The sequence below is a fragment of the Myroides sp. genome (assembly GCF_032073645.1).
Taxonomy (GTDB): Bacteria; Bacteroidota; Bacteroidia; order Flavobacteriales; family Flavobacteriaceae; genus Flavobacterium; species Flavobacterium odoratimimum.
The window spans coordinates 49,956-73,395 of the sequence record NZ_DAMANB010000020.1; the positions used below are offsets into that span (position 1 = coordinate 49,956).

At 35.1% G+C, this 23,440-nt stretch carries 24 protein-coding genes and 1 tRNA gene; 9 read left to right on the forward strand and 16 right to left on the reverse strand.

Translation table 11 applies throughout. From position 1 onward, the window contains the following. Positions 1–16 precede the first annotated feature (16 nt). The 6 genes from RT228_RS14050 to RT228_RS14075 all read right to left on the reverse strand — a co-directional run bounded on the left by RT228_RS14050 (position 17) and on the right by RT228_RS14075 (position 3,323). Positions 17–622 (reverse strand): hypothetical protein, encoded by a 606-nt coding sequence (locus RT228_RS14050; RefSeq protein ID WP_006259910.1) that lies wholly within the window; start codon positions 620–622, stop codon positions 17–19. Between the two features lie 97 nt (positions 623–719). Then, positions 720–1,229 (reverse strand): hypothetical protein, encoded by a 510-nt coding sequence (locus RT228_RS14055; protein ID WP_232297433.1) that lies wholly within the window; start codon positions 1,227–1,229, stop codon positions 720–722. A 46-nt stretch (positions 1,230–1,275) separates the two neighbouring features. Beyond that, complete coding sequence (locus RT228_RS14060) at positions 1,276–1,737, reverse strand: CHAP domain-containing protein (RefSeq protein WP_286401258.1); 462 nt, start codon at positions 1,735–1,737, stop codon at positions 1,276–1,278. Then, positions 1,734–2,084 carry a hypothetical protein gene (locus tag RT228_RS14065; protein WP_286401259.1) on the reverse strand — a complete coding sequence of 117 codons (351 nt, stop codon included), beginning with the start codon at positions 2,082–2,084 and terminating at the stop codon, positions 1,734–1,736. Before RT228_RS14065 ends, RT228_RS14060 begins: the two co-directional genes overlap by 4 nt. A gap of 668 nt (positions 2,085–2,752) precedes the next feature. After that, positions 2,753–2,980: a hypothetical protein gene (locus tag RT228_RS14070; RefSeq protein ID WP_006259916.1), complete on the reverse strand. Its 228-nt coding sequence runs from the start codon at positions 2,978–2,980 to the stop codon at positions 2,753–2,755. Between the two features lie 70 nt (positions 2,981–3,050). Then, entirely contained in the window at positions 3,051–3,323 is a 273-nt protein-coding gene (locus RT228_RS14075) for a hypothetical protein (protein WP_006259917.1), read from the reverse strand. A 272-nt stretch (positions 3,324–3,595) separates the two neighbouring features. On the opposite strand from RT228_RS14075, the gene RT228_RS14080 reads away from it, so the two are divergent. Further along, on the forward strand, positions 3,596–4,411 hold the full coding sequence (locus RT228_RS14080; RefSeq protein WP_006259918.1) for an XRE family transcriptional regulator: 816 nt from the start codon (positions 3,596–3,598) through the stop codon (positions 4,409–4,411). A gap of 77 nt (positions 4,412–4,488) precedes the next feature. Here the strand turns inward: RT228_RS14080 and RT228_RS14085 are convergent, their stop codons facing one another. The 3 genes from RT228_RS14085 to RT228_RS14095 form a co-directional block, all read right to left on the reverse strand. Continuing rightward, positions 4,489–5,961, reverse strand: a complete 1,473-nt coding sequence (locus RT228_RS14085) for a hypothetical protein (protein ID WP_006266699.1) — start codon at positions 5,959–5,961, stop codon at positions 4,489–4,491. A 142-nt stretch (positions 5,962–6,103) separates the two neighbouring features. Beyond that, the gene (locus RT228_RS14090) at positions 6,104–7,855 is read right to left on the reverse strand and encodes a M56 family metallopeptidase (RefSeq protein ID WP_313138716.1); all 1,752 of its coding nucleotides are present in this window, start codon (positions 7,853–7,855) and stop codon (positions 6,104–6,106) included. 163 nt (positions 7,856–8,018) lie between these two features. After that, positions 8,019–8,381, reverse strand: a complete 363-nt coding sequence (locus RT228_RS14095) for a BlaI/MecI/CopY family transcriptional regulator (RefSeq protein ID WP_006259921.1) — start codon at positions 8,379–8,381, stop codon at positions 8,019–8,021. 230 nt (positions 8,382–8,611) lie between these two features. Between RT228_RS14095 and RT228_RS14100 the strand changes: the two genes are divergently transcribed. Beyond that, complete coding sequence (locus tag RT228_RS14100) at positions 8,612–9,247, forward strand: isochorismatase family protein (RefSeq protein ID WP_006259922.1); 636 nt, start codon at positions 8,612–8,614, stop codon at positions 9,245–9,247. A 594-nt stretch (positions 9,248–9,841) separates the two neighbouring features. Here the strand turns inward: RT228_RS14100 and RT228_RS14105 are convergent. Together RT228_RS14105 and RT228_RS14110 are read right to left on the reverse strand one after the other, a co-directional pair. Further along, a complete protein-coding gene (locus RT228_RS14105; protein ID WP_006259923.1) occupies positions 9,842–10,303 on the reverse strand; it encodes a thioredoxin family protein in 462 nt (153 codons plus the stop codon). Positions 10,304–10,319: 16 nt separating this feature from the next. Beyond that, the gene (locus RT228_RS14110; RefSeq protein ID WP_286402512.1) at positions 10,320–12,590 is read right to left on the reverse strand and encodes a TonB-dependent receptor; all 2,271 of its coding nucleotides are present in this window, start codon (positions 12,588–12,590) and stop codon (positions 10,320–10,322) included. An 85-nt stretch (positions 12,591–12,675) separates the two neighbouring features. Between RT228_RS14110 and RT228_RS14115 the strand changes: the two genes are divergently transcribed. Then, positions 12,676–13,332 (forward strand): metal-dependent transcriptional regulator, encoded by a 657-nt coding sequence (locus RT228_RS14115; RefSeq protein WP_006262412.1) that lies wholly within the window; start codon positions 12,676–12,678, stop codon positions 13,330–13,332. Positions 13,333–13,372: 40 nt separating this feature from the next. Here the strand turns inward: RT228_RS14115 and RT228_RS14120 are convergent, their stop codons facing one another. Next, positions 13,373–14,302, reverse strand: coding sequence for a siderophore ABC transporter substrate-binding protein (locus tag RT228_RS14120; RefSeq protein ID WP_006259926.1), 930 nt, complete (start codon positions 14,300–14,302; stop codon positions 13,373–13,375). Between the two features lie 169 nt (positions 14,303–14,471). On the opposite strand from RT228_RS14120, the gene RT228_RS14125 reads away from it, so the two are divergent. The 3 genes from RT228_RS14125 (at position 14,472) to aspS (ending at position 18,581) form a co-directional block, all read left to right on the forward strand. After that, positions 14,472–15,542 (forward strand): NADH:flavin oxidoreductase/NADH oxidase, encoded by a 1,071-nt coding sequence (locus RT228_RS14125; RefSeq protein WP_286402509.1) that lies wholly within the window; start codon positions 14,472–14,474, stop codon positions 15,540–15,542. A 32-nt stretch (positions 15,543–15,574) separates the two neighbouring features. Next, a complete protein-coding gene (locus tag RT228_RS14130; RefSeq protein ID WP_286402506.1) occupies positions 15,575–16,729 on the forward strand; it encodes an MFS transporter in 1,155 nt (384 codons plus the stop codon). Between the two features lie 94 nt (positions 16,730–16,823). After that, positions 16,824–18,581 carry an aspartate--tRNA ligase gene (aspS, locus tag RT228_RS14135; RefSeq protein ID WP_006262416.1) on the forward strand — a complete coding sequence of 586 codons (1,758 nt, stop codon included), beginning with the start codon at positions 16,824–16,826 and terminating at the stop codon, positions 18,579–18,581. A 62-nt stretch (positions 18,582–18,643) separates the two neighbouring features. On the opposite strand, the gene pth is transcribed toward aspS, so the two are convergent. The 3 genes from pth to RT228_RS14150 all read right to left on the reverse strand — a co-directional run bounded on the left by pth (position 18,644) and on the right by RT228_RS14150 (position 20,918). After that, entirely contained in the window at positions 18,644–19,210 is a 567-nt protein-coding gene (gene pth, locus RT228_RS14140) for an aminoacyl-tRNA hydrolase (RefSeq protein ID WP_286402503.1), read from the reverse strand. A 129-nt stretch (positions 19,211–19,339) separates the two neighbouring features. Continuing rightward, a complete protein-coding gene (locus RT228_RS14145; protein WP_006259931.1) occupies positions 19,340–19,948 on the reverse strand; it encodes a 50S ribosomal protein L25/general stress protein Ctc in 609 nt (202 codons plus the stop codon). A 28-nt stretch (positions 19,949–19,976) separates the two neighbouring features. Further along, positions 19,977–20,918 (reverse strand): ribose-phosphate pyrophosphokinase, encoded by a 942-nt coding sequence (locus RT228_RS14150; RefSeq protein WP_006259932.1) that lies wholly within the window; start codon positions 20,916–20,918, stop codon positions 19,977–19,979. A 158-nt stretch (positions 20,919–21,076) separates the two neighbouring features. Here RT228_RS14150 and RT228_RS14155 point away from each other — a divergent pair. Beyond that, positions 21,077–21,156: transfer RNA gene (locus RT228_RS14155), tRNA-Leu, on the forward strand. A 47-nt stretch (positions 21,157–21,203) separates the two neighbouring features. On the opposite strand, the gene RT228_RS14160 is transcribed toward RT228_RS14155, so the two are convergent. Then, entirely contained in the window at positions 21,204–21,698 is a 495-nt protein-coding gene (locus tag RT228_RS14160; protein WP_006259933.1) for a DinB family protein, read from the reverse strand. 215 nt (positions 21,699–21,913) lie between these two features. Here RT228_RS14160 and RT228_RS14165 point away from each other — a divergent pair, with 215 nt between their 5' ends. Together RT228_RS14165 and RT228_RS14170 are read left to right on the forward strand one after the other, a co-directional pair. Further along, positions 21,914–22,786 carry a cupin-like domain-containing protein gene (locus RT228_RS14165; RefSeq protein WP_016650233.1) on the forward strand — a complete coding sequence of 291 codons (873 nt, stop codon included), beginning with the start codon at positions 21,914–21,916 and terminating at the stop codon, positions 22,784–22,786. Between the two features lie 19 nt (positions 22,787–22,805). Continuing rightward, positions 22,806–23,270 (forward strand): regulatory protein RecX, encoded by a 465-nt coding sequence (locus tag RT228_RS14170; protein WP_286397190.1) that lies wholly within the window; start codon positions 22,806–22,808, stop codon positions 23,268–23,270. Positions 23,271–23,440 lie beyond the last annotated feature (170 nt).

Below are 23,440 nucleotides of genomic sequence, written 5' to 3' on the forward strand. Positions count from 1 at the left end.
CATTGATAAATCAGTTCTATTGAATCTTTTGTACTCCTAAGAAGCCTTCGTTAGAAACCATTAGTTTAAACTTCGTACCATCAGCACTAGTTAATACATTCAGTTCTAATGGTAACTCTCCAGACTCATCTGCTAAAACACCATTAATAGATCTTACTACATTTTTATCATCTAATGTAAGTCTCGCTCCTTGTAATGCAGAAACTTCTAAATTTAAGCTTCCTACACCATCTGAGGCAGTTGATATAATATTTAAAAAAGTATAATTACTTCCCATTAAGCCATAAGACACACTCCCTGTCTCTATTACATTTTCTTCAAACTTAAGAGCTTGTACAATATTACCGACTACCCTATCTGAAGTTATTGCAGTGCTAAAACTAATCGAATTATCTCCATCCTTCAACTCCTCTTCATGACTTATAACTCCAGGGGCACTAATCTGCCTATGTTTTGCATACTCACCTACCTGTTCATCTATCCCAAAGGTAGATACTATTTTTGTTTTATAATCTGATTCATTAAAAGACTCTTTTTTTAATATTTTAAAGTTCTCTCCTCCATATTCAACAATAGTTGATGTATCTCCTTTAATTTTTACTGGTTGTTCATTTGTTGACATAATTTTACTTTTTAAATTGGTTAATTAATTGATTTATACACATAGCCTCATATAACGCTCTATTCAACTATGTGCTATTTATTGATTGGTTAATATTTTATATTCTTGACTTAATGATAAAGCCTGCTGTACCAAAGAACACCAACAACATAAACCCTCTTCCTAGCCATATCTGTGTCTGTTGCCACCATGATAGATTCAGGGGTACAGCTACGGGTATCCTTGTCTCCACTACCTTTTGTTCTTTGATAAACTTATCCTTCCATTCGAAGAATAAGCGTTGAGCTTCTGACTCACAGTCCACGATTAGCTTATTATTTTGAAGCTGTACTTTTGGCGGTTGTAACACCTTGTTTTTACTGCGCTTTATATTCGCATCTTTCACAACTATTTTATTTCCTTGTACAGCTAATTCAGCCACATACTGACTCTTATCAGCAGGGATTATCAGTACTGTATCCCTCTTTACTTCTTCTACCGTTTGGGTTACCTGCTCAGTGGTGGTCGGTTGCATATTAATCGCTGTCTTGCGACTACCACAGCTCATCAATAGAAGTGCTAACAACAACACTAAAAAAACGAGCATATATCGATCATGCTTTTTCATATTCATATAGTTTTTTTGATTTTGTGATTGGGTAGACTGTATAACGTCACGAGTTACTAAACACCCTGATAAATCCTTTATTGATCGTTTGGATATGACGTTTCCTCTCAGCCACGATGTACCCTTCTCTACTTGCTTGGTCATTCGTATTCCCTTCTATAGTTGTAATGACATCACCATTCACAGCTATCACGATACCTGTATGACCTAATCCTTTCCCAAAGTCCATGATGAAGATATCTCCTACCTCAGGCTTCATAACACGAAGCTCTTTACTCGCATTCCATTGAGCTAAAACTCCTCCAGTTTTCTTTAAAGGATTTGACAGTTTATAATCAGTACACACCTCTTGTACACACCAGTACACAAAAGCCATACACCACGCATACCCCTCACCTAGTCCTACACTGTTCAGATACTTTTTTACTCCAGGTCCTTTATTATTCTTGATAGGCCATTCCTGTACATGGAGTTGACTCTGAGCTTGTCTAACTAATTGTGTTCTCATTCTCTCTTGCCATTTAACTGTTTATACTTCCTTAGTTCATCGATCAACTCTTTATTCTGTAGAGCTAATTTCTCTAGTTTCTGTTCTAGGTTGATGATTACCTTCTTAGTAGCAGTTAGCTCATCGATAGCCTCGCGATGCAGATTAGACGTTTTATAAAGCTCGTTGGTAGCTTCTTTTAATTTAATTCCTAAGTCATCTACTATATCCCTATAGTATTTTAGAGATTTCTCTACATTATCGAGCTCTGAGCTTTGTACCTCAGCTTTACTCTTACGTCTAGCCGCCCACCATGTCGCTAATGATGAAACGAAGCCCACTACCGTCGCTATTATTGTTTCATTCATTAGCACACTGGTTTTGGATTGGTTATACTTTAATTATCATATTTTCAATTATTTAAATTGGATTATACATAAACAATAAAGGCATAGTTATCCTTGCTCGCTTTTTGACAGCAAGTTCACTTTACTCTAATTTTATTGGATTATAAATACTGTGATGAGATTGCTCTCATCTGTAATGGAAAGAATATACTGATGGAAAGACATTGCACGTAGGCGCCTATTGTGCAAGTACTACTCCTATATTCCTAATTTTTATTTCTGCATTTCTACTCTACAAAGATCGCTCTTTTACTACCTTAACTCAACTTTCTGTTAAGTAACTGAACACTTCTGCTCACTTCTTATAATCACTGTTGATAACCTGATTATTACTCTACAAAGATCGCTCTTTTACTACCCTAACTCAACTTTCTGTTAAGCAACTGAACACTTCTGTTCAATCTTTCAAAACACTTCTTATTTTTGTATTTCTACTCTACAAAGGTCGCTCTTTTACTACCTTAACTCAACTTTCTGTTCAGTAACTGAACAACTCTGTTCACTTCCTATAATCACTGTTGATAACCTGATTATTACGCTACAAAGATCTCACTTATCAACACCATAACCTATTTGTTGTCAAGAGACTGAACAACTCTATTCACATCTTATAAACACTGTTAATAACTCTAATCTAGGTCTTTCATGGTTGCCTCTATTTTTGCGAGTTCTTTATACACTGGCGTATTCAGCACTTCATATAGAGTCGTACGAGAGATAGGATACACAGGACAGATATATTTCTTCCATACCACCGTCACTGGGATGTCTTCTGTCTTGTATTGGTTATATAAATCCAAGATCAGTTTATATCTTCTCAACTTATTTAATTGACTACCTGCTACTCTTTTTGTCATAACTTTTATTTTTAATGATAAAACAACTTAATAATCGAAACTTTATTTATAATCACTTATTCCTTATCCACTACCTTCTATCTCTTAACCTAGCTATTTTTTCTTCTAACTCACTAGATATTTGATAAGGTTTTAGCTCTTCTTCTCCCCCTACGCTTAGGTGATACCCTCTCTCTTGGTTTATACAGATACGCTCTCCTGAGGTAAAGTATCCAGTACCATTAGTTCTGTATAAGGCGCTGTATAGATACAGTTCACGCTCTATGCTTTGTTTCTCTTTTAAAGTCAGAATAGCTGGTTCTCCTGCTTCAAATACGGTTGATGTACTCATCACTGCTTTCATAACAATTTATTTTTGGTATTGATATATCGAACAAGACATACCCAAAATATAAACATCGTTCGTATTATAAAGGAGATTTTTACTGCTTATCTAGAATATCTTACTTGTATCTGTCGAAGTATTCTACCGCTATTATTTCAGTTTATCCCTTTAAAATTAGCTACCTATGCTTTTTTTGACTAATTTTGTTCCTATTACTTTTACAAATATACAAACAAAGTTTCGATTATAAAAACAATTAGAAACAAAGTTTTTTAAATATCATTACTATTATGGATAGAATTCAACGCGTAAACGATGCCATCAAGTGGATTTTCTTTGAGGGATTAGCGAAGAACCAAACAGATCTAGCACAAAAACTAGGGTATACTAAGTCTTCTTTCTCTCAGATAGTAAATGGACGTGTAAACATCAGCGATAACTTTATAGAGAATCTAACCAAATTTGCCCTAAGCTTGAGCAAACATTGGTTACTAACAGGAGAAGGAAGTATGTTATTAACATCACATACATCTCCAGCGATACAAGAACTAACTGGAGATACTCCTACTCAGGAGCTATATAACTTCGAAGCGACTAATATCACGAAGGATACTGTACCAGAGATTATGTATAATAACCACGGAAACAAGTTTACCTTCTACCCTGATGGGCGTATCTATATAGAGGTACTGAAGATCCCTTCATCAGCTCATGCTTCTTATATTACCTGCTATCAGGATGACGCACAGCTTATACAAGAGTTTGACACAGTACAGTTCAGAGTAGATAAGTTTGGGCTTGGTCATTACAAGGCCTTTGATGTAGTAGGAGACTCTATGAATGGAGGGAACATAGAAGATACCCCTGATGGAGCAGAAGTACTAGGACGTGAAGTAGGACGTCACCTATGGGAAGGCGGTTTTAGAAACACGACTTATGGGTTTATCGTCATCACTAAGGATGCTACCTTCTTAAAAGACATTACGAACTATGACGAGAAAAAAGGTGTCATCACCTTATCTAGCCGTAATAAAATATACGAACCATTTGAATACCCTATTAATAGCGTATACCAAATATTCCACGTGATTAAACGTATTTTCTAGATAGATACATTACATAAAATAATAAAGCCCAAGCTTAAAATTAGACTTGGGCTTTTTTTATTCTTAATTTATAATGGCTAGTTACATTGAGTATCGTACTTATCTACTAATTGTTTTAATCCTTCTAGGCTAAACAAATCAATTCCTTCTAAATTAATTGATTCACATCCTAGATAAGCTTTAATAGCTGCTATAAGTTTATCTTGATCACTTCTAGTTGTCGCAAAACCATTCTTAACATCTTTTAATTTTATAGTATAAAACTTCTCTGTAGGGCTGTAGAATAATTCGAGTTTATTATTTCCATATATATGTTTAAAGAAAGTAGCCCCACTAGCTAATTTATTTAAAAATCCCATAGTCTTATTTGCAATATCATAATTAAATCCTTCATAGCGCTCTACTTTACCATCTTTAGCTAAAGTAACTTCAAACTTAACATTATCACTAGCCTTATAACTAGTTGACTTAAACTTACCTTTTGCATTTTCAGCATAAACGAAAACTTTATTACCATAGCTTGAAATATCAGCTATATTACCAGATCCACCAAAAATATCATTCTCCAGCATATCAGTATTATCAAAAGCGATAGAAATCTCACCCTCTACTCTCACACCTTTTCCATCGATTAAGAATCCTTTCTCTCTTCTAATATTTACATCATTTTCTTTAGCTATTCTCTTTTCTTCTGCTAACTTATCACTTAAAACTTTAATAGTTTCATCACTTACATTTTCAAAGTCAATACCATTAGCATACATAATAGCTAATAATTCTTGAGAAAAAGGTGTTTTTACACCATTATTAGACATCTGATATACTCTGAAACGTTGATTATCATAAGTAAATAACATATATGCAGGACTCTCAGCTCTATACAAATCCCCCATATTAATTTTTTCTTTAAAGCTTGACCAATATCCAATAGTTGTTTTTGTCTTTTTATTAAAGAATGCATAGATAGTCCCATTATCTTTGGTTGTCTTAAAAACCACATTCCCTATTTCCGTATTATCACTAAAAATCTTATTGTCAGCAGCTATTCTAATTTTCTTTTCTGCCATGATAGCAATCCCCTTATCAATAACAGCTTGTACTGAGTCATTAATCATATTAACTCTACTCATCACATCTTGTTTAGGTTCATCCATTAAAGCGTCTAAAACAGTATAGTCTATTCCTTTGTCATTAATCAACTTATATTGTCCTTTAGAAATTAATGCAAATAATACAGTCTCATTACCAAAAGCAAAAGATAAACTCTCAAAAGGTATATTATTACTCTTATTATTACGTAAGTCTGTCACATTCACTACATGAAATGAAGTAGCTACTCTAGTATTTACATTAATATCCTCCAACTTAAATACATTTTCTCCTTGAGGGTTCTTATATATATAGGTATTACTATCTACCTTCTCAATACTCGCTAAAGGATCAGTAGTTTTATCTACATAAACAACACTTTTCTTAATCACTAATTTCTGAGCAAAGGCTCCTGCCATTGTCGCAAGTGATAGACACATTACAAGTAAATTTCTTTTCATATTAAAATATTTTAATGCAAATATAATAAAGAAAAATAAGTTTAATTAACATAACATTAACACTATTTATATTAAAAAAATTAACCTCATCATATTGATGAGGTTAATTACTCGCTAACATAATCTTATATAAGAATCACACTTAAGGTTTTACACGTATTAGGATAACACCTTCTCTTCCTTCTTCACCATATTTTTTGACTGCTGCATCTCCTTTAAATACATCCATTGACACCATTTTATCTGTGCGTATATTTTTTAGATCTTCAGCAGACTTCTTCACACCATTGATATACACTAATCCTTTATAGTCACTATTCTGTACTTGAGTCATATCCTTGATGACTTTTTCTTTATATTTTTTAGTTAAGGCTTCTACTCTAGCTTCATTCGCACGATCCTCATCTGTCATTAATGTAAAGCCAAACACACTACCATTACCCGTATAGCCAAGTTCGTCAGCTGCAGCTGCTCTACTATAAACACGTACACCTTTAGCACCATACTTCTCTACTAGCGCTTCTGCTTCATGTTTATTACTCTCATCATACAGCTTTCCGTTTACATAATACACAAACTCTCCTTTACTGCGTTTACCTGATTTAATGATAACTACATTCTCACCATCTATTACCGTATCTTCTGAAAAATCAATTTCAACTTTGTTTGCTTTAACTTTCCATTCTCTATTCTTCACTTCTGTTATTGCATTGGCTCGAGCTATCCCAGCTTTAGCTAGACTTTCTTCTCGTGTTTTTAAAGCGACTTTTCGTGCTTCTTCTGCTTTACTTAAGCTTTCTTTTTTTATCTTCTCTACTTTAGCCAGAATTTCTTTTCGTTCACGATCTGTTTTAGCTAAATTCACTTTTCTCATCTCCTCCGCCTTAGCTAGAATTACTTTTCTCTCTTCTAGTATCTCTTTACTTACGCGCTCCGCCTCTTCTCTTATACGCTCACTTTCATCCACTAGTCTAGACGCTTCCTCTCCTATTCTTATAGCTTCTTCCGCTATTGCTGCCATATCATCATGACTAGGAGCCTTCTTTTTACCAGATTGATCTAGTTGATCCTCTTCTACTTCAGTAGTCATACTTGTATACTCATCTAATAAAGTGTCTTCTACATGATCTTCTTCAAAAGCTGGACTCTCTATATACTTCGCTTTTACCTCTATCTGAAAGAGGAAAAAGAACCCTGCTAATACAGGAGTGATTAATAATAATTTTAAACGTTTCATATTAGTTGATTTTGGGTTGTTAAGCATTAATATACGCTTCTTCAGATCTGAAGAGCCAAAAGTATTCACCACAGGTACACACGCTATCTTATTAGATTCGTATAGTACAAGTGCACGCTGATACGTATAGCTATCCTCTCGTTTCGCAATCTCTTGATCTACGATATACTCTAGATTTAGGTTTACCTCTTTCTGTAGTAGTCGTATCATCGGATTAAACCAGAATACGTGTTTTAACCCCTCCACGAGGATAAGATCTAAGCTGTGCTTATGATGGACGTGTACTTCCTCATGGAGTAGTACTATCTCTAGCTGGCTCAGCTCTTCATAATCTTTAGGTAACACGATATAGTGTAGAAAAGAATAAGCATCACTACTCGATCTATCTACTCGTATATTCTGATGAATAGCCGTCTTAGGCATATTACTAATACGTCTAGTTAACTTAATCAGTTTATACCCAAACCACAAAAGACTCAACAGCGTGATCGTTAAATAAAGATAAGATGTGTATTGGTATACATCATTCATCGTCCATAGACTCTTCTCTTGTACTAGCTCCACATCCTCCATTACATCCATAATCGGGAGAGACATTGGCGCTAAGTTTATCGTTTCTACCTTCGTATAAGTTAGCAAAGGCAGTATTAGACTCAAAAAAATACCACTTATAAAATACAATCGATTCGTCTTGACGTACGTCTCTTTCTGTAAAAACAGTTTATAGCATAAATACACTACCAGCAGTAGCCCATTTACCTTCAATATATATATAAGAATAGGTGTCATAATTCAGTTGATTGGTTGGTTGATAATCAAACTATTTTTTATTCTTTTCTATAATATCCATTAGTTCCTCTAGCTCTGTCTTAGATAATTTCTTATCCTTCACGAAGAAACTCACTAGATTACTAAACGAATTATCAAAGTACTTCTCCATAGTCTCTTCCATAAACATCTTTCGATAATCCTCTTTCTTTACCAGAGGATAATACTGATGTGACTTGCCATAAGCTTTATAAGACACTACCCCTTTTTCTTCTAATATACGCACTAGCGTAGAGAGTGTATTATAATGTGGCTTAGGCTCTGGCATGTGCTCTAGAATATCATTCACAAATCCCTTTTCTAACTTCCAAAGGATGCACATAATCTCTTCTTCTTTATTGGTCAATTTTTCCATAATACTGATTTGATATACACAAACATATAACTATTTTATTAGTTATCAAACTAAATGTTTAGTTTTTAATTAAAATAATAAAGGTATATAAGCTAATCTGAATACCTAAACAGTCTTTATCCCTTATCAACAAAGCGATGCACTCAATCTCTTCTTAATTTAGATTAAGTGTACTTAGCTAAGTATCAATGTATTTTTGATACAGAAAATTAATTAAAATATAAATTACCATGAACAAGTTAACACGTATCAACGCAGACGACGTAGCATTTTTATTAATCGATCACCAGAGTGGATTATTCCAAACGGTAAAAGATATCGAGGTAGCTACACTTAGAGAAAATGTAAAAGTATTAGCAGAAATCGCAGCTGTAGAGAGCATCCCAGTAATCACAACAGCATCTGAGCCAAAAGGACCTAATGGGCCACTAATGCCAGAGATTCACCAACTAGCTCCTCATGCACAATACATAGGGAGAAATGGAGAAGTAAACGCATGGGATACGAAGGAATTTGCAGATGCAGTAAGAGCTACAGGAAAGAAAAAACTAGTGATCGCAGGAGTATTGACAAGTGTATGTGTAGCATTCCCAGCTATCTCAGCTGCTGCAGAAGGGTTTGAAGTATTCGCTGTTATTGATGCTTCTGGCGATATGAGTCCAATGTCTACACAAGTAACGATGAATAGACTGATGATGGCTGGAGTAATTCCTATCACAACTACTGCTGTACTAAGCGAAATCCTAAAAACATGGAGACATAAAGATGCGGCTGTATATGCTAAGGGAATGTCTTCTGTAATGCCTAACTACCAAGCATTAATAGAAAGCTATGTAAAAGCACAAGAAGTAGCTTTAGAAAAATAATAATAAACCGAGTTCTATATAAAGGAGTGATGCTTGTCACTCCTTTTTTTGTTTTCTAAAGCCCTTATCGATATGATCAATGCCTTATCTACTCTATATTATATACACTAGTAAACTCCTACCTCATACAATATTCATTAATCTCAATAAAAAAACAACATTTCCAATCCTATTAAACCCTACAAAACGATCAAAAAATAGTCTTTTTTATGTTTTTAAATAGGGTGGTCGGCTTTTGGTCGGCTTGTGATGGGCATTTGGTCGGCTTAAAAACACCATAAATAAGCCGACCACTAGCCTAGCACATCGAAATCAAATCGAAATCAACTATACCATAATCGCTTTATGTAAGCAAGAAAGCAAAAAGAGAATTAGGAGTAATACCTATTATACAGTGTACAGCATATCTAACATTACTAAACAAAAAAAGGCCTTACACAGTGGTATACTGTGTAAGGCCTGCAACATAATTCTAACTAACTATGTATCTAATACAAATGTATACGCACAGATGTACTAGTACTGCAACTATTAAATCGCCAATACATATACGCTTAACGTTCTGTACTGCATCTAGTCTTATTATTCTAAATGCTAAGAAGGTTTTATAGCATTCAGTAGTTTATACATATCATTAGATCGTACATACGCAAAATGTCTATACATGATCTCTAGTTTCTCATTGAGAAATATAACAGCTGGATAAGCATTAGACTGAGCTAATTCTTTTGCTAACTCGTGCTGCTTCGCATGGACACCAGTCTTTCTCAGCTCATAGCGCTTTCCTTTATACTCTATAGCTTCTTCTTGTTCTGCGTTAAAAGAGATGAAATAAAAGTCTTCATCTAACTTCTGCATCACTTTATCATTGTTCAACGTCTTCTTTTCCATCAGAGCACAATAGCTACACCAGTCTGTATGCATAAATACGACAACGGGTTTAGGGTCAGTAGCCATCACTTGCTCTAACTCCGAAAACATTATCTCTTTGGGTTGAGCATGGAGTGCTAACCCAAAGAAATAACTAAACATGAAAAAAAAATAAAATCTCGTCATTCTGCTTATGTGCTAACTAAAAAATGTTATATCTCACTCCTAAGAATCCTCTTATCCCTTGCAATGGAGTATAACTATAATCGTTTGGTTCGAAGATTACATCATTTCTACCTGGAGGTGGTGCTACACCATTACCTGGCTCTCCGAATGGATCCCACCATCTAGAGATAGGATCTTCTTTTGGTAGCGTGTTGAATAAGTTCTTCACTCCGCCATATACTTCGAATCCGTTGTTAAACTTCTTAGTCACTTGGATATTCGCTAATACTGTCCATGGTGAGTACTCTGGTCGATAGTCATTCTCTACACGTGGCAATCTCATCGGTCCCTTCCAGTCTGATGTCAAATCTGCTGTAAATCCACTACCGAAGTTATAACTTGCGATAAAGTTACCTGACCATTTAGGAGAATGATAGATTTGCTCACGTACTCCATCTTCTTTTCTGAATACATCCATATAAGTAGCTCCTGCCATCAACTTCAGTGGGAAGTCAAATGTCACATCTACGTTAAGAGAGACCCCTTTAGAGATAGCATGCCCATCTAGGTTAGCATAGATAATCTTAGTCTGGTCTGTATCTGTATCTGCATCAATCTTATTCGTGAAATAAGTATAGAACCCGTTCAAATCGAAATTAAACACTCCGAAATTAGAAGGTACTTTCACTGTATAGTTGATATTAGCATTGTATGATTTCTCTGGGTCTAGTTTCTCAGCGAATACTACTTCTCTAGCTCCTGATAACGCTCTGTGATCTTCTGTGAAGACATTCACTACACGGAATCCTGTACCAAAACTCCCTCTTAAGGTATGGTGCGGATGAGGTGTGTACTTATGTCCTACTCGTGGAGAGTGAATCCCTTTATGGGTCTTATCATAGTCAAAACGGTATCCTAATAATAATTTATTCTTTTTATTAAGCGTCCATTCATCTTGGATGAAGATACCTGGTATCGGAGTTTCTTCTGGTTGATTCTTTACTAATCCATTCTCATCATAGATACCCGTAGCACGAGTATTGTCATCATAATAAGTGTACTTAAATGACGAACCTAGTAAAAGACTGTGATTTCCTAAGGTCTTATCCCAATAAGCTTGAGCGAAAGCTACTTGTTGTTTCGCATCATAAGACTCTGGTCCATACATAGAGTTCTGCTTGTGATAGATATAAGAGAACTGTGTATAGATATTCTCTGTAGTCGGTAGCTGGTACATCCCTATCGCTTCGAAGCGGTTAGTGAAGATACTCTCTGCATATACGTCTTCTCCTCCGCGGTGTTGCTTGCGCTTCCAATTAGTCTCTCCTCCCCATCTGTCTTCATATACATAGCGCAGTGCAAGACTAGCTACTTTATCATCCTTTCTCTTTAGAGATACTTTATTGAATAAAGATACTCTGTCTTGTTGTGTTACGTCTGTAAAACCATCCCCGTTTTTATCTTTTCGTTCTCCGAACTTAAAGTAGTTCCCTCCAAAAAGTCCTTTTACTTTATTCCCTAGTTTATAACTAGCTCCTAAATCTATATTGTTTTCTAACCAAGTCGTGCTAAAAGCATCTACGCTTAACTTCGCTGCGTGCTCTGGATCTTTAGTAATCACGTTGATAATACCACCCATCGCTTCTGTTCCGTATAGTGAAGAGGCTGGTCCCTTAACTACTTCTACTCTCTCGATCATATTCGTCGGGATACCGAATAGCCCGTATACAGTCGATAGAGAAGATACGATAGGCATACCATCGATCAGGATCATAGTATACGGCCCTTCCATACCATTGATATGGATGTCTCCTGTATTACATACATTACAGTTTAGCTGAGGTTGTACTCCGTTAATCATCTGTACAGCGTCAAATAAACTAGCAGTAGGATTCTTCTCAAAGAATGCTGGCGTATATATCTCTACAGGTACTACTGCTTCTGACTTTAGCACAGGCTTCAGTGTACCCGAGATAACGATCTCATCTAGATTAGCATCTTCTTTTAGGTCGAAAGATACTGTACTGGTCTGAGTTCCTTTTACAGTTACCTTTTTAGTCTGAGCTGCAAAACCTACGAAGTCTGCCTTCACAGTATAGGTTCCTTCTTTTACTGACTCGAAAGTAAAACCACCTTGCTCATCAGTGACTACTCCCTTATCTGTCCCTACTAAGGTAACTGTAGCATAAGAAAGCACAGTACCATTAGAAAGAACTTTTCCTTTGATATTTTGAGCATAGGAATTCAATGCAAAAAAGAGACAAAGAAAAATATTTATTGTTACAAGTTTAAAAATACTTTTACACATGGCTTTTGATTAAATTTAGGCAAAGCTAAAAATTAATTTGTAATTAAAAAAACACTAACTTTGTATTTAAACAAAAAAACAATCCATGCTTACCTATTCAGAAGAGAATTATTTAAAAACTATATTCCATTTATCACTAGGGCAAACTCAAGGAATTTCGACTAATGCTATTGCTGCAAAAATCGAAACTAAAGCCTCATCTGTGACAGATATGATAAAGAAGCTAAATGATAAGGAGCTGATTAAATATCAAAAGTATCAAGGAGTTACACTTACTCCTAAGGGAGTTATGGCTGCTAAGATGATCGTGAGAAAGCACAGACTATGGGAGGTATTCTTAGTGGATAAACTTGGATTTAATTGGGATGAAGTTCACGATGTCGCAGAAGAACTAGAACATATAAAGTCAGAAAAGTTAATTAACAAACTAGATGCATTTCTAGGATTCCCAACAGAAGATCCTCATGGAGACCCTATTCCTAACGAAAAAGGAGAAATAAAACAGATAGATAAGAAGTTATTATCTGAAGTAGAAGCTAATAAAGAAGTGGTATGCGTAGGGGTGAAAGATTCTTCTACAGAGTTCTTACAATACTTGGATAAACAGAAAATATCGTTAGGATCAAAACTAGAGATATTAGATATAGAGCCTTTTGATCAGTCGTACACCATCAGAGTAGATGACCATACGATCACTATCACCAAAAAAATAGCAAGTAATCTGTTCGTTAAAAAACAATAGACATAAAAAAAGCTTCTCTTTCGAGAAGCTTTTTACTTTATTATTTGTACGCTTTCATTACTTCATCTAACATAATGTTTAGAGAGATATACCCTCCTCCTGCTAGATACCATGCATTAGGATCTAGATAAACAATCTTGCCATTCTTATATGCATTAGTCTTTTGAATCAATGGGTTCTCTACTTCTTTCTTATCAGCATTTACATTTTCCATTACAGCACCTCTATCGATGATAAAGATAATATCAGGGTTGTGCTCTAGTACGAACTCACTAGATACTACATTACCGTGATCGCTTCCCCCCATTAGACCAGCAGCTGCAGACTTCACTCCTAGATCATTAAAGATATATCCATAGCGAGAGTCCTCTCCGAAGGCACTATAACTCTTATTGTTATACAGGATTAATAAAGCTTTAGCATCGCTCTTATTAATCACTTCTTTCATCTCAGCTACTTTTGTATCGATATTCTCGATCAATTTATCTGCCTTATCTTCTACTTGAAAGACAGAACCAATTGTTTTCAGATTGTCTTTTGTACTTGCTAAATAATTACTTCCTGAGATACCTAAAGAGATCGTAGGTGCTATTTTAGCGAACTCTGGATAGTCTTTATCAAACCAGTTACTCATAATGATCAGGTCTGGATCTACAGAACTTACTAACTCATAGTTAGGCTGCATAAAAGATCCTACGTTCACAATACTCTCATCATCTGCATATTTAGATAGGAAGTTAGGGCTGTATACCTTAGCCATTCCCTTAAATGGTATGCCTAATTCTGCCATATTCTCCATCGCTCCCACGTCGAACACAACTACATTCTCTAGTTTTTTATTAAAACTAACTGATCTCCCCATATTCTCTATCGTAATCGTCTCTTCAGAAGAAGCTTTAGTGTTTTCTTTCTTACAACCTACAAAAAGCAGGGCTGCTAGTACTGTGCTAGTAATAACCTTAGAAGTCATTCTCATTATGTCTTTATTTAAATTAATTATAAATAACAAATATAGGGTTACTTGAGAAGAACTCCTCAAATTATTGTAACTTTTATTGCTGAAAATATCTTTTAGGACAAAAGACCTTCTATTCTATTTTGGATTTAATAATTTTGCACCACCAAACAACACACAAATTATGAAAACTCTATTTTCTCCTTTAAAACTAAGGGACAACACTTTACACAACAAAATCATTGTTTCACCTATGTGTCAGTATTCTGCAAAAGATGGTTTTGCGAGTGATTGGCACCTTGTACACTATGGTCAATTTGCGATAGGAAAAGCTGCTGCCATTGTACAAGAAGCGACTGCTGTGACTCCTGAAGGTAGAATAACCTATGCTGATTTAGGAATATGGTCTGATGAACATATAGTGAAACTAAAGCAGATAACGGAGTTTATAAAAAGTCAAGGTACTGTACCTGGTATACAGTTAGCCCATGCAGGAAGAAAGGCTAGCTGTGACAAGCCATGGATAAATAGAGCGCAGATAGCTCCCAATAATGAGAACGGGTGGCAAACTATAGCTCCATCAGCTATTGCCTTCAACGAAGCAGAAAACCTTCCGATAGCAATGGATACTGAAGAGATAAAGAGAATAATAGATGCTTTTAGACAAGGGGCTGAACGCGCTATAAAAGCAGGCTATGAAATCATAGAGCTACACGGTGCTCATGGTTACTTACTACATCAGTTCTTATCTCCCTTAACCAATCTGCGTACAGATGAGTATGGAGGAACTTTTGAGAATAGAATCAGATTAGTCTTAGAAGTCATAGAGGCTGTTAAATCTGTCTTGACTACACAAAGTCTGTGGTTAAGAATATCAGCCACTGACTGGGCTGATGGAGGTTGGACTCTAGAAGAAAGTATAGAACTCGCTAAAATAGTATATGATAAAGGGGTAGAACTTATAGATGTGAGTACTGGAGGGCTAGTAAGACATCAACAAATAAAAGTTGAGGTTAATTATCAGGTTTCTTTTGCTGAAGCTATAAAACAACAAACCAATATATTAGTAGGAACAGTAGGTCTTATCAAAACGGGTCAACAGGCAGAAGATATCCTGAAGGCCAATCAAGCTGACTGTATCTTACTCGGTAGAGAATTTCTAAGAGATCCTCATTTCGTCATGAGAGCTGCTAATGAACTAGGTGTAAGTCTAGCATGGGCGAATCAATACGAAAGAGGAAAAGAAACATTATAATATTACATAAAATCAAACTCAGTAAAACAACAATGAACAAAAGTTTAATAGCATTAGCTGTAGGTGGATTAGCCATCGGAATGACAGAATTCTCAATGATGGGACTACTACCTGACATCGCTAAAGACTTACAAATAAGCATACCTAAAGCGGGTAACTTCATCTCTACTTATGCATTAGGGGTAGTAGTAGGGGCTCCATTATTGGTCATGTCTTCTAATAAATATGCTCCTCATAAAGTATTGATAGCATTAATGATGATGTTCTCATTCTTTCACTTACTATTTGTATTGTCACCAAGTTATACAACGTTAATTATTTCTCGTTTTATGTCAGGACTTCCTCATGGAGCATTCTTTGGGGTAGGGTCTGTGGTAGCAACACGATTAGCTCAAAAAGGAAAAGAGGCACAAGCGGTAGCCATCATGTTCGCAGGGCTTACTACGGCTAATCTAGTAGGAGTGCCATTGAGTACCTACATCGGACAAGAGTATTCATGGAGAACAGCCTATATGTTAATCGCTTCTTTAGGAATCGTATCTGCTATCACTATCGCATTTTGGATACCTAAGTTAGAAGCAGACAAAGAGACAAATCTAAAGAAACAAACCGCTTTCTTTAAAACACCTATTGCATGGGTATTGGTAGCCTTAATCTCTATAGGTACAGGAGGATTATTTGCTTGGATCAGTTATATCGCACCGATGATGACTAATATCGCTTTAATATCAGAAGCAAAAATACCTTTAGTCATGACCCTAGTAGGGTTAGGTATGTTCTTAGGAAACTTCGTAGGGGGAAAATTAGCGGATACCTTCCCTCCTGCTAAAGCCGTTATTTTCTCTTTCTGTGCAATGGCAACTTGTTTAATTATCGTATATTACACAGTAAATATTCAATGGATGGCTTATGCGATGTCTCTTATCACTGGATTAGTTGCTTTCACAATCGGTTCTCCTTTACAGATGTTATTAATCAACAATGCGAAAGGTTCTGAAATGTTAGCTGCTTCAGCTGGACAAGCATCCTTCAATATCGGTAATGCATTAGGAGCTTCATTAGGTGGGCTACCTATTACCATGGGGTTAGGATACAACTCTCCTGAATGGGTAGGGGCAGGATTAGCACTATGTGGGGCGATATTGGCTTATGTATTTATCAAAATGAAAAAAAGGGAAATAGCTTAAAAATAGATATTTATAAAATCTAAGACATATTGTTTTGGCTTTTATTCTATCATTCATAATAAGTTTATAAATTTGTAGGAAATAATTTTTAGCAATGTACAGAACGCATAATTGCGGAGCCTTAAGAGCTTCGGATATAAATACAGAAGTTACCCTATCAGGATGGGTAAGCAAGCATCGCGATAAAGGTTTTATGATTTGGGTTGATTTACGTGACCGTTACGGGATTACACAATTAATCTTTGATGCAGAGAGAACTGATAAAGCAGTATTCGAAGCAGCTAAAAACCTAGGACGAGAGTTTGTAATTCAAGTAAAAGGACAAGTAATCGAACGCGCTTCTAAAAACCCAAATATCCCTACTGGAGATATTGAGATTTTAGTAGATACGCTAACAGTATTAAACGAATCTGCTGTTCCTCCATTTACTATCGAAGATGATACTGATGGTGGAGAAGATATCCGTATGAAATACCGTTACTTAGATATCCGTAGAAATCCAGTGAAGAACAATTTATTGTTTAGACACAAGGTAGCTCAAGAGGTGAGAAATTATCTTTCTGCTCAAGATTTCTGTGAGGTAGAGACTCCTTACTTAATTAGTTCTACTCCTGAAGGAGCACGTGACTTCGTAGTGCCTTCTCGTATGAATGCTGGAGAATTCTACGCTTTACCACAATCACCACAAACATTCAAACAGCTGTTAATGGTAGGTGGTATGGATAGATACTTCCAAATAGTAAAGTGTTTCCGTGACGAGGATTTACGTGCTGATAGACAGCCTGAGTTTACTCAGATAGACTGTGAGATGGCGTTCGTAAACCAAGAAGATGTTATGGATACATTCGAAGGAATGACTAGACATTTATTAAAATCAGTTCATGGAATTGAAGTTGATAAGTTCCCTCGTATGACTTTTGAAGAAGCAATGCGCAAATATGGTAATGACAAACCAGATATCCGTTTTGGGATGGAGTTCGGTGAGTTAAATGCTGTAACTCAACATAAAGAATTCGGTGTATTTAATAGTGCAGAGTTAGTAGTAGGTATAGCTGTACCAGGTGCTGCTTCATACACTCGTAAAGAGATAGATGCTCTTATTGATTGGGTAAAACGCCCACAAGTAGGTGCTTCTGGTATGGTGTACTGTAAATGTGAAGCTGATGGATCATATAAATCTTCTGTAGATAAATTCTATGATCAAGAAGATCTTAAGCAATGGGCTGAGGTGACTGGTGCTAAAGCTGGTGACTTAATCTTAGTACTTTCAGGTCCTGCGAATAAAACAAGAGCTCAATTAAGTGCTCTACGTATGGAGTTAGGTAATCGTATGGGATTAAGAAAGTCTGATGAGTTCGCACCATTGTGGGTTATCGACTTCCCTCTATTCGAATATGACGAAGAAGCTGGACGTTACTTCGCTATGCACCACCCATTTACTTCACCTAAAGTAGAAGATATTCCATTATTAGATACTGACCCAGGTAAAGTACGTGCTAATGCTTATGATATGGTATTAAACGGTAACGAAATCGGAGGAGGTTCTATTCGTATTCACGATAAGGCTACTCAAGAGTTAATGTTTAAACACCTTGGATTTAGCAAAGAAGAAGCTGAAAAACAATTTGGTTTCTTAATGAATGCGTTCCAATATGGAGCTCCACCTCATGGAGGTTTAGCTTTTGGTTTAGATAGATTAGTAGCTATCTTAGGAGGTCAAGAGACGATTAGAGACTTCATCGCATTCCCTAAAAACAACTCTGGTAGAGATGTAATGATTGACGCTCCGTCAACTATCACTCCAGAACAATTAGAAGAATTACATATCAACGTGGTAAAACCACAGGTATAATGATAAAAAAAAGGAGTTACTCAATGAGTAACTCCTTTTTTACTTTATAAGCTTTACTTAATCTACTTTCCGTTATAAGTATTCATAGCATTATTCAATCCTCCCAAAGCAAACTCCTGTACTGCTTTAGAAGCTATTTTAAGACGTTCTGGCAACTGTTCTTTCTCTTTCTCATCCCATACCCCTAAAACATAATCAACTTGCTGCCCTTTCTTAAATTCATCGCTGATACCAAATCTAAAACGAGGATATGCAGCAGAGTTTAAAGTACCTTGAATACTTTTTAATCCATTGTGTCCACCATCAGACCCTTTTGGTTTGATTCTTATTGTTCCAAAAGCAAGATTTAAATCATCTGTAATCACTAAAATATTCTCTACTGGGATCTTTTCTTTCTCCATCCAATACTGAACTGCCTTACCACTTAAATTCATATATGTATTAGGCTTTAATAATAAAAGTGTTCTACCTTTTATCTTTACTTCAGCTAAGCTTCCTAGTTTTACAGTTTGCCAATCACCTCCAAGCTCATTAGCTATTTCGTCTACAACTTTAAAACCGATATTATGACGTGTGTTGATATACTCAGCACCGATATTCCCAAGTCCTATAATTAAAAATTTCTTCATCCTTCTATTAATGACATAATTAATTGTGTTACAAAAGTACATTAAAGCAAAGAAGTAACCTTATTTTAAAGCACAAAAAAAGCACCTGTGTAAACACAGATGCTTCTAATAAATATCTTCTCAAAAGAATTATTTTTTCTTTGGAGTAGCTTTTGCTGCTTTTGCTGCTTCTTGAGCTGCTTTCATAGCTGCACGAGAAATTCTTACTTGACAGATTACAGTGTTATCAGTGTGTAACAATTTGTAATTGTTAACAGGTACATCAGTAACATATAATTTGTTCCCCATTTCTAAGTTAGAAATGTTTACTTCTACGAAGTCTGGTAAGTTAGCTGGTAAAGCCTTAACTTTCAATTTACGTAAGTTTAGGTTTAATACCCCTCCAGCCATTACTCCTTTAGAGTTTCCAGTGATTTTAACTGGTACGTCTAATGTAATTTCTTTATCGTCATGTAATTGATAGAAATCGATGTGTAAGATTTTATCGCTTACTGGGTGGAATTGGATATCTTGTAAGATAGCGTTGAATTTTTTTCCACCTTCCAACTCAATTACCACTGTGTGTACGTTTGGAGTGTAAACTAAATTTTTGAATGCTTTTTCTTCAGCAGAAAAATGCACAGCTGCTTCAGTTCCTCCGTATAACACGCAAGGTACCATTCCAGCATTACGTAAGGCTTTAGTTGATACTTTACCTACGCTTTCTCTTTCAGATCCTTTAATCGTAATTGATTTCATTTAAATATATTTAAAAAATTAATAAATTCTAAACTACAAAAGTCTTACTAATAGACTCGTTAGCATGTACATTGTGCATTACTTCTGCAAATAATGGAGCACAACTTAATACTCTTATTTTATCACAAGGCTTCTTCAGTGGAATTGAATCTGTAACGATTAATTCTTGAATAGCTGATTGTTCTATTTTCTCATAAGCACTTCCTGATAAAATAGCATGTGTACATATAGCTCTAACACTTAATGCTCCACGCTCCATCATCATATCCGCTGCTTTAGCTAAAGTACCTCCTGTATCAATCATATCGTCAACTAAGATTACGTTACGTCCTGTAACGTCTCCTATTAACTCCATTTTATCAATAACATTAGCTTGCTTACGTTGTTTATAACAAATTACTACATCTGATTCTAAGAACTTAGAATAAGCATATGCTCTCTTAGATCCTCCCATATCAGGAGATGCAATTGTTAGATTATCAAGCTTCAAACTTTTTACATACGGTAAAAAGATTGTAGATGCATATAAATGATCCACTGGTTTTTCAAAGAATCCTTGGATTTGATCAGCATGTAAATCCATTGTCATGATACGTGTTGCCCCTGCTGATTCAAGCAATTTAGCAACTAATTTCGCTCCAATCGGAACCCTTGGTTTGTCCTTTCTATCCTGTCTAGCCCATCCAAAATAAGGAATTACAGCTGTAATATGTCTTGCTGATGCACGTTTAGCAGCATCACACATTAGTAACAATTCCATCAGGTTATCTGATGACGGGAATGTAGAACATACTAAGAAAACTCTTCGTCCTCTAATTGATTCTTCAAAAGAAGGTTGAAACTCCCCATCACTGTAATGTGATAGAGTTACTTTTCCTAATTCTACTCCGTATGCTTTTGCAATTTTCTCAGCAAGCTCAACGCTCTGAGCACATGCAAAAATCTTAGCGTCTGGTTCGAAATATGACATTATATAATTAGTTGTTATGTTGCGAGTTAGAGCTTAACTGTTTTTATTAAGCGGTGCAAATTTATAAAATATAAATTGAGAAAACGATTTTTTTTATATTTTTTCTTTGTACCTAATTTTTTTTATCTACATTTGCACTCACAAACAATAAGTCATCAGCCCGGATGGCGGAATTGGTAGACGCGCACGACTCAAACTCGTGTTCTTCGGAGTGTGGGTTCGATTCCCACTCCGGGCACAAAAAAAGCCTAACTCATTGAGTTAGGCTTTTTTAATTTATATAATTTATTTAACATCATCAGCTGAAGGTCCATACATTCCTGGAATAGCTACATCTAATAAACGCAAATAAACTGATAATTGTCCTCTATGGTGATAAATATGGTTATTTACAATAAATCGATTAGCTCCAACCTTTGGCATAGCAACGATTATATGATCTCCTGACTTTAACTTCCATTCAGACATCCACTTTTCCTCATCAAACATATTTAAAGCTGATATAACAGCCTTTTCATACTTGTCTAAAAGAACCAACAACTCTTCTGTAGTTTGTGCTTCTAAAGGCTTGTAATCTATTTGAAAATCCAAACTATCCTTTGTTAGGATATTCTCAGTCCAAATTGTTAATTCTACAATATGCTTTGCCAAATCACCTAAGTTCATAGACTTTTCATGAGGCTTCCAGCCCCATTTATCATTAGGTACACAAGCTACTATCTTCTTTGTACTATTTAACTCATGTCCTAACTCTAACAAATAACTCTTAGTTATACTCATAATTTTTATTTTAAATATACGACTATTACAAATAGATTTTACTGTACCAACTGTTAAATATGCCATCACTTACCATTAGTCGATAATAAATCAATTTGCTATCTCGAGGCTTATTTTACAAGCACCTAGTATTAAAAACCAATAATGATTTATTAAATTTGAGGTTACATAAATTTATTATGATAGTACTTAAAGAAAGACTAATGTAAAATAGCATGAAAAAATTACAACTTCAAGAAATAGAAAGGGTAAACTCTATCTCTGAAAAAGACTTTATTGAAAAATATTTTAAAAAACAGATTCCTGTTGTAATAGAAAACTTAACTGAAGATTGGCTTGCTTACGAAAAATGGCGCTTAAATTATATAAAGGAAATAGCAGGTGAAAAAATAGTACCACTATATGATGATAGGCCTGTTTCTCATAAAGATGGTTTTAATGAAGCACATGCAACAATGAAGATGGCTGATTACATAGAACTACTTGAAAAAGGCCCAACAAATTATAGAATCTTTCTATATAATATAATGAAAGAAGTTCCAAGTCTTAAGAGTGATTTTAAATGGCCAAAACTAGGACTTCGTCTAGTAAAACAACTTCCAATGTTATTTTTTGGAGGAACAAACTCAAAAGTCTTCATGCATTTTGATATTGATTATTCTAATATATTACATTTCAATTTTAATGGAGAAAAGCAATGTATGCTATTTTCACCAGACCAAACAAAATATATGTATAAAATACCGCATGCATTAATATCCAGAGAAGACATTGATTTTGACAATCCTGATTTTGATAAATGGCCTGCTTTAAAATATGCAAAAGGATATATCTGTAATCTAAAACATGGAGAAATGCTTTATATGCCTGAAGGTTATTGGCACTATATGAAATATCTTACGCCAAGTATATCTATGAGTCTAAGAGCATTCCCTTCTAAATATAGTAACCTTGGAAAAGCAATCTATAATATTACCGTAATGAGATATTTTGATAACTTCATGAGAAGATTAAAAGGACAGGATTGGATTGATTATAAAAATAAAAAGGCTATAATCAATACTCATAAAAGCCTAGGAATAAAGTAAATTGAAAAAGAATAAAAACATGTCCTTAACACTAGAACAAGCAAAAAGTAAATTAGAACATTTTTGTGCTTATCAAGACAGATGTCATGCTGAAGTTATATCTAAATTATACAATTTAAAAGTTTCCTCTGATCTACACGATGAAATATTAGTTTATTTAATTAACAATAAATTTCTAAACGAAGAACGCTTTGCTCGTAGTTTTGCAAGAGGTAAACATAGAATTAGTGGATGGGGAAAAAATAGAATACTTGGAGAACTTAAAATCAGAAAAATATCAGCTAACCTAATAAAAATAGCGATGACTGAAATAGACGATACTATGTACTTCGAAACCCTAAATAAACTAGCTGAACAACGTTGGCAATCATTAACAGATCAAGACATAAATAAAAAAACACAAAAACTAATTGGGTTCCTACATAGAAAAGGATATGAAATGGAATACATACTCGATAAAGTAAATGATCTTCAAAAAGAATAAGAGCCTATTAGGGGCTCTTTTTTTATAGTCTTAGAACAAGCTTAAAAGTTATTATAAACAATGAAACTTTTTCCTGTAAAAACGTTTATAAGTACAAAACACACCTACCCTATATAAACAAAAAAATCCCCAACCTCATACGAGATTGGGGATTCTATAAAGAAAGGCGG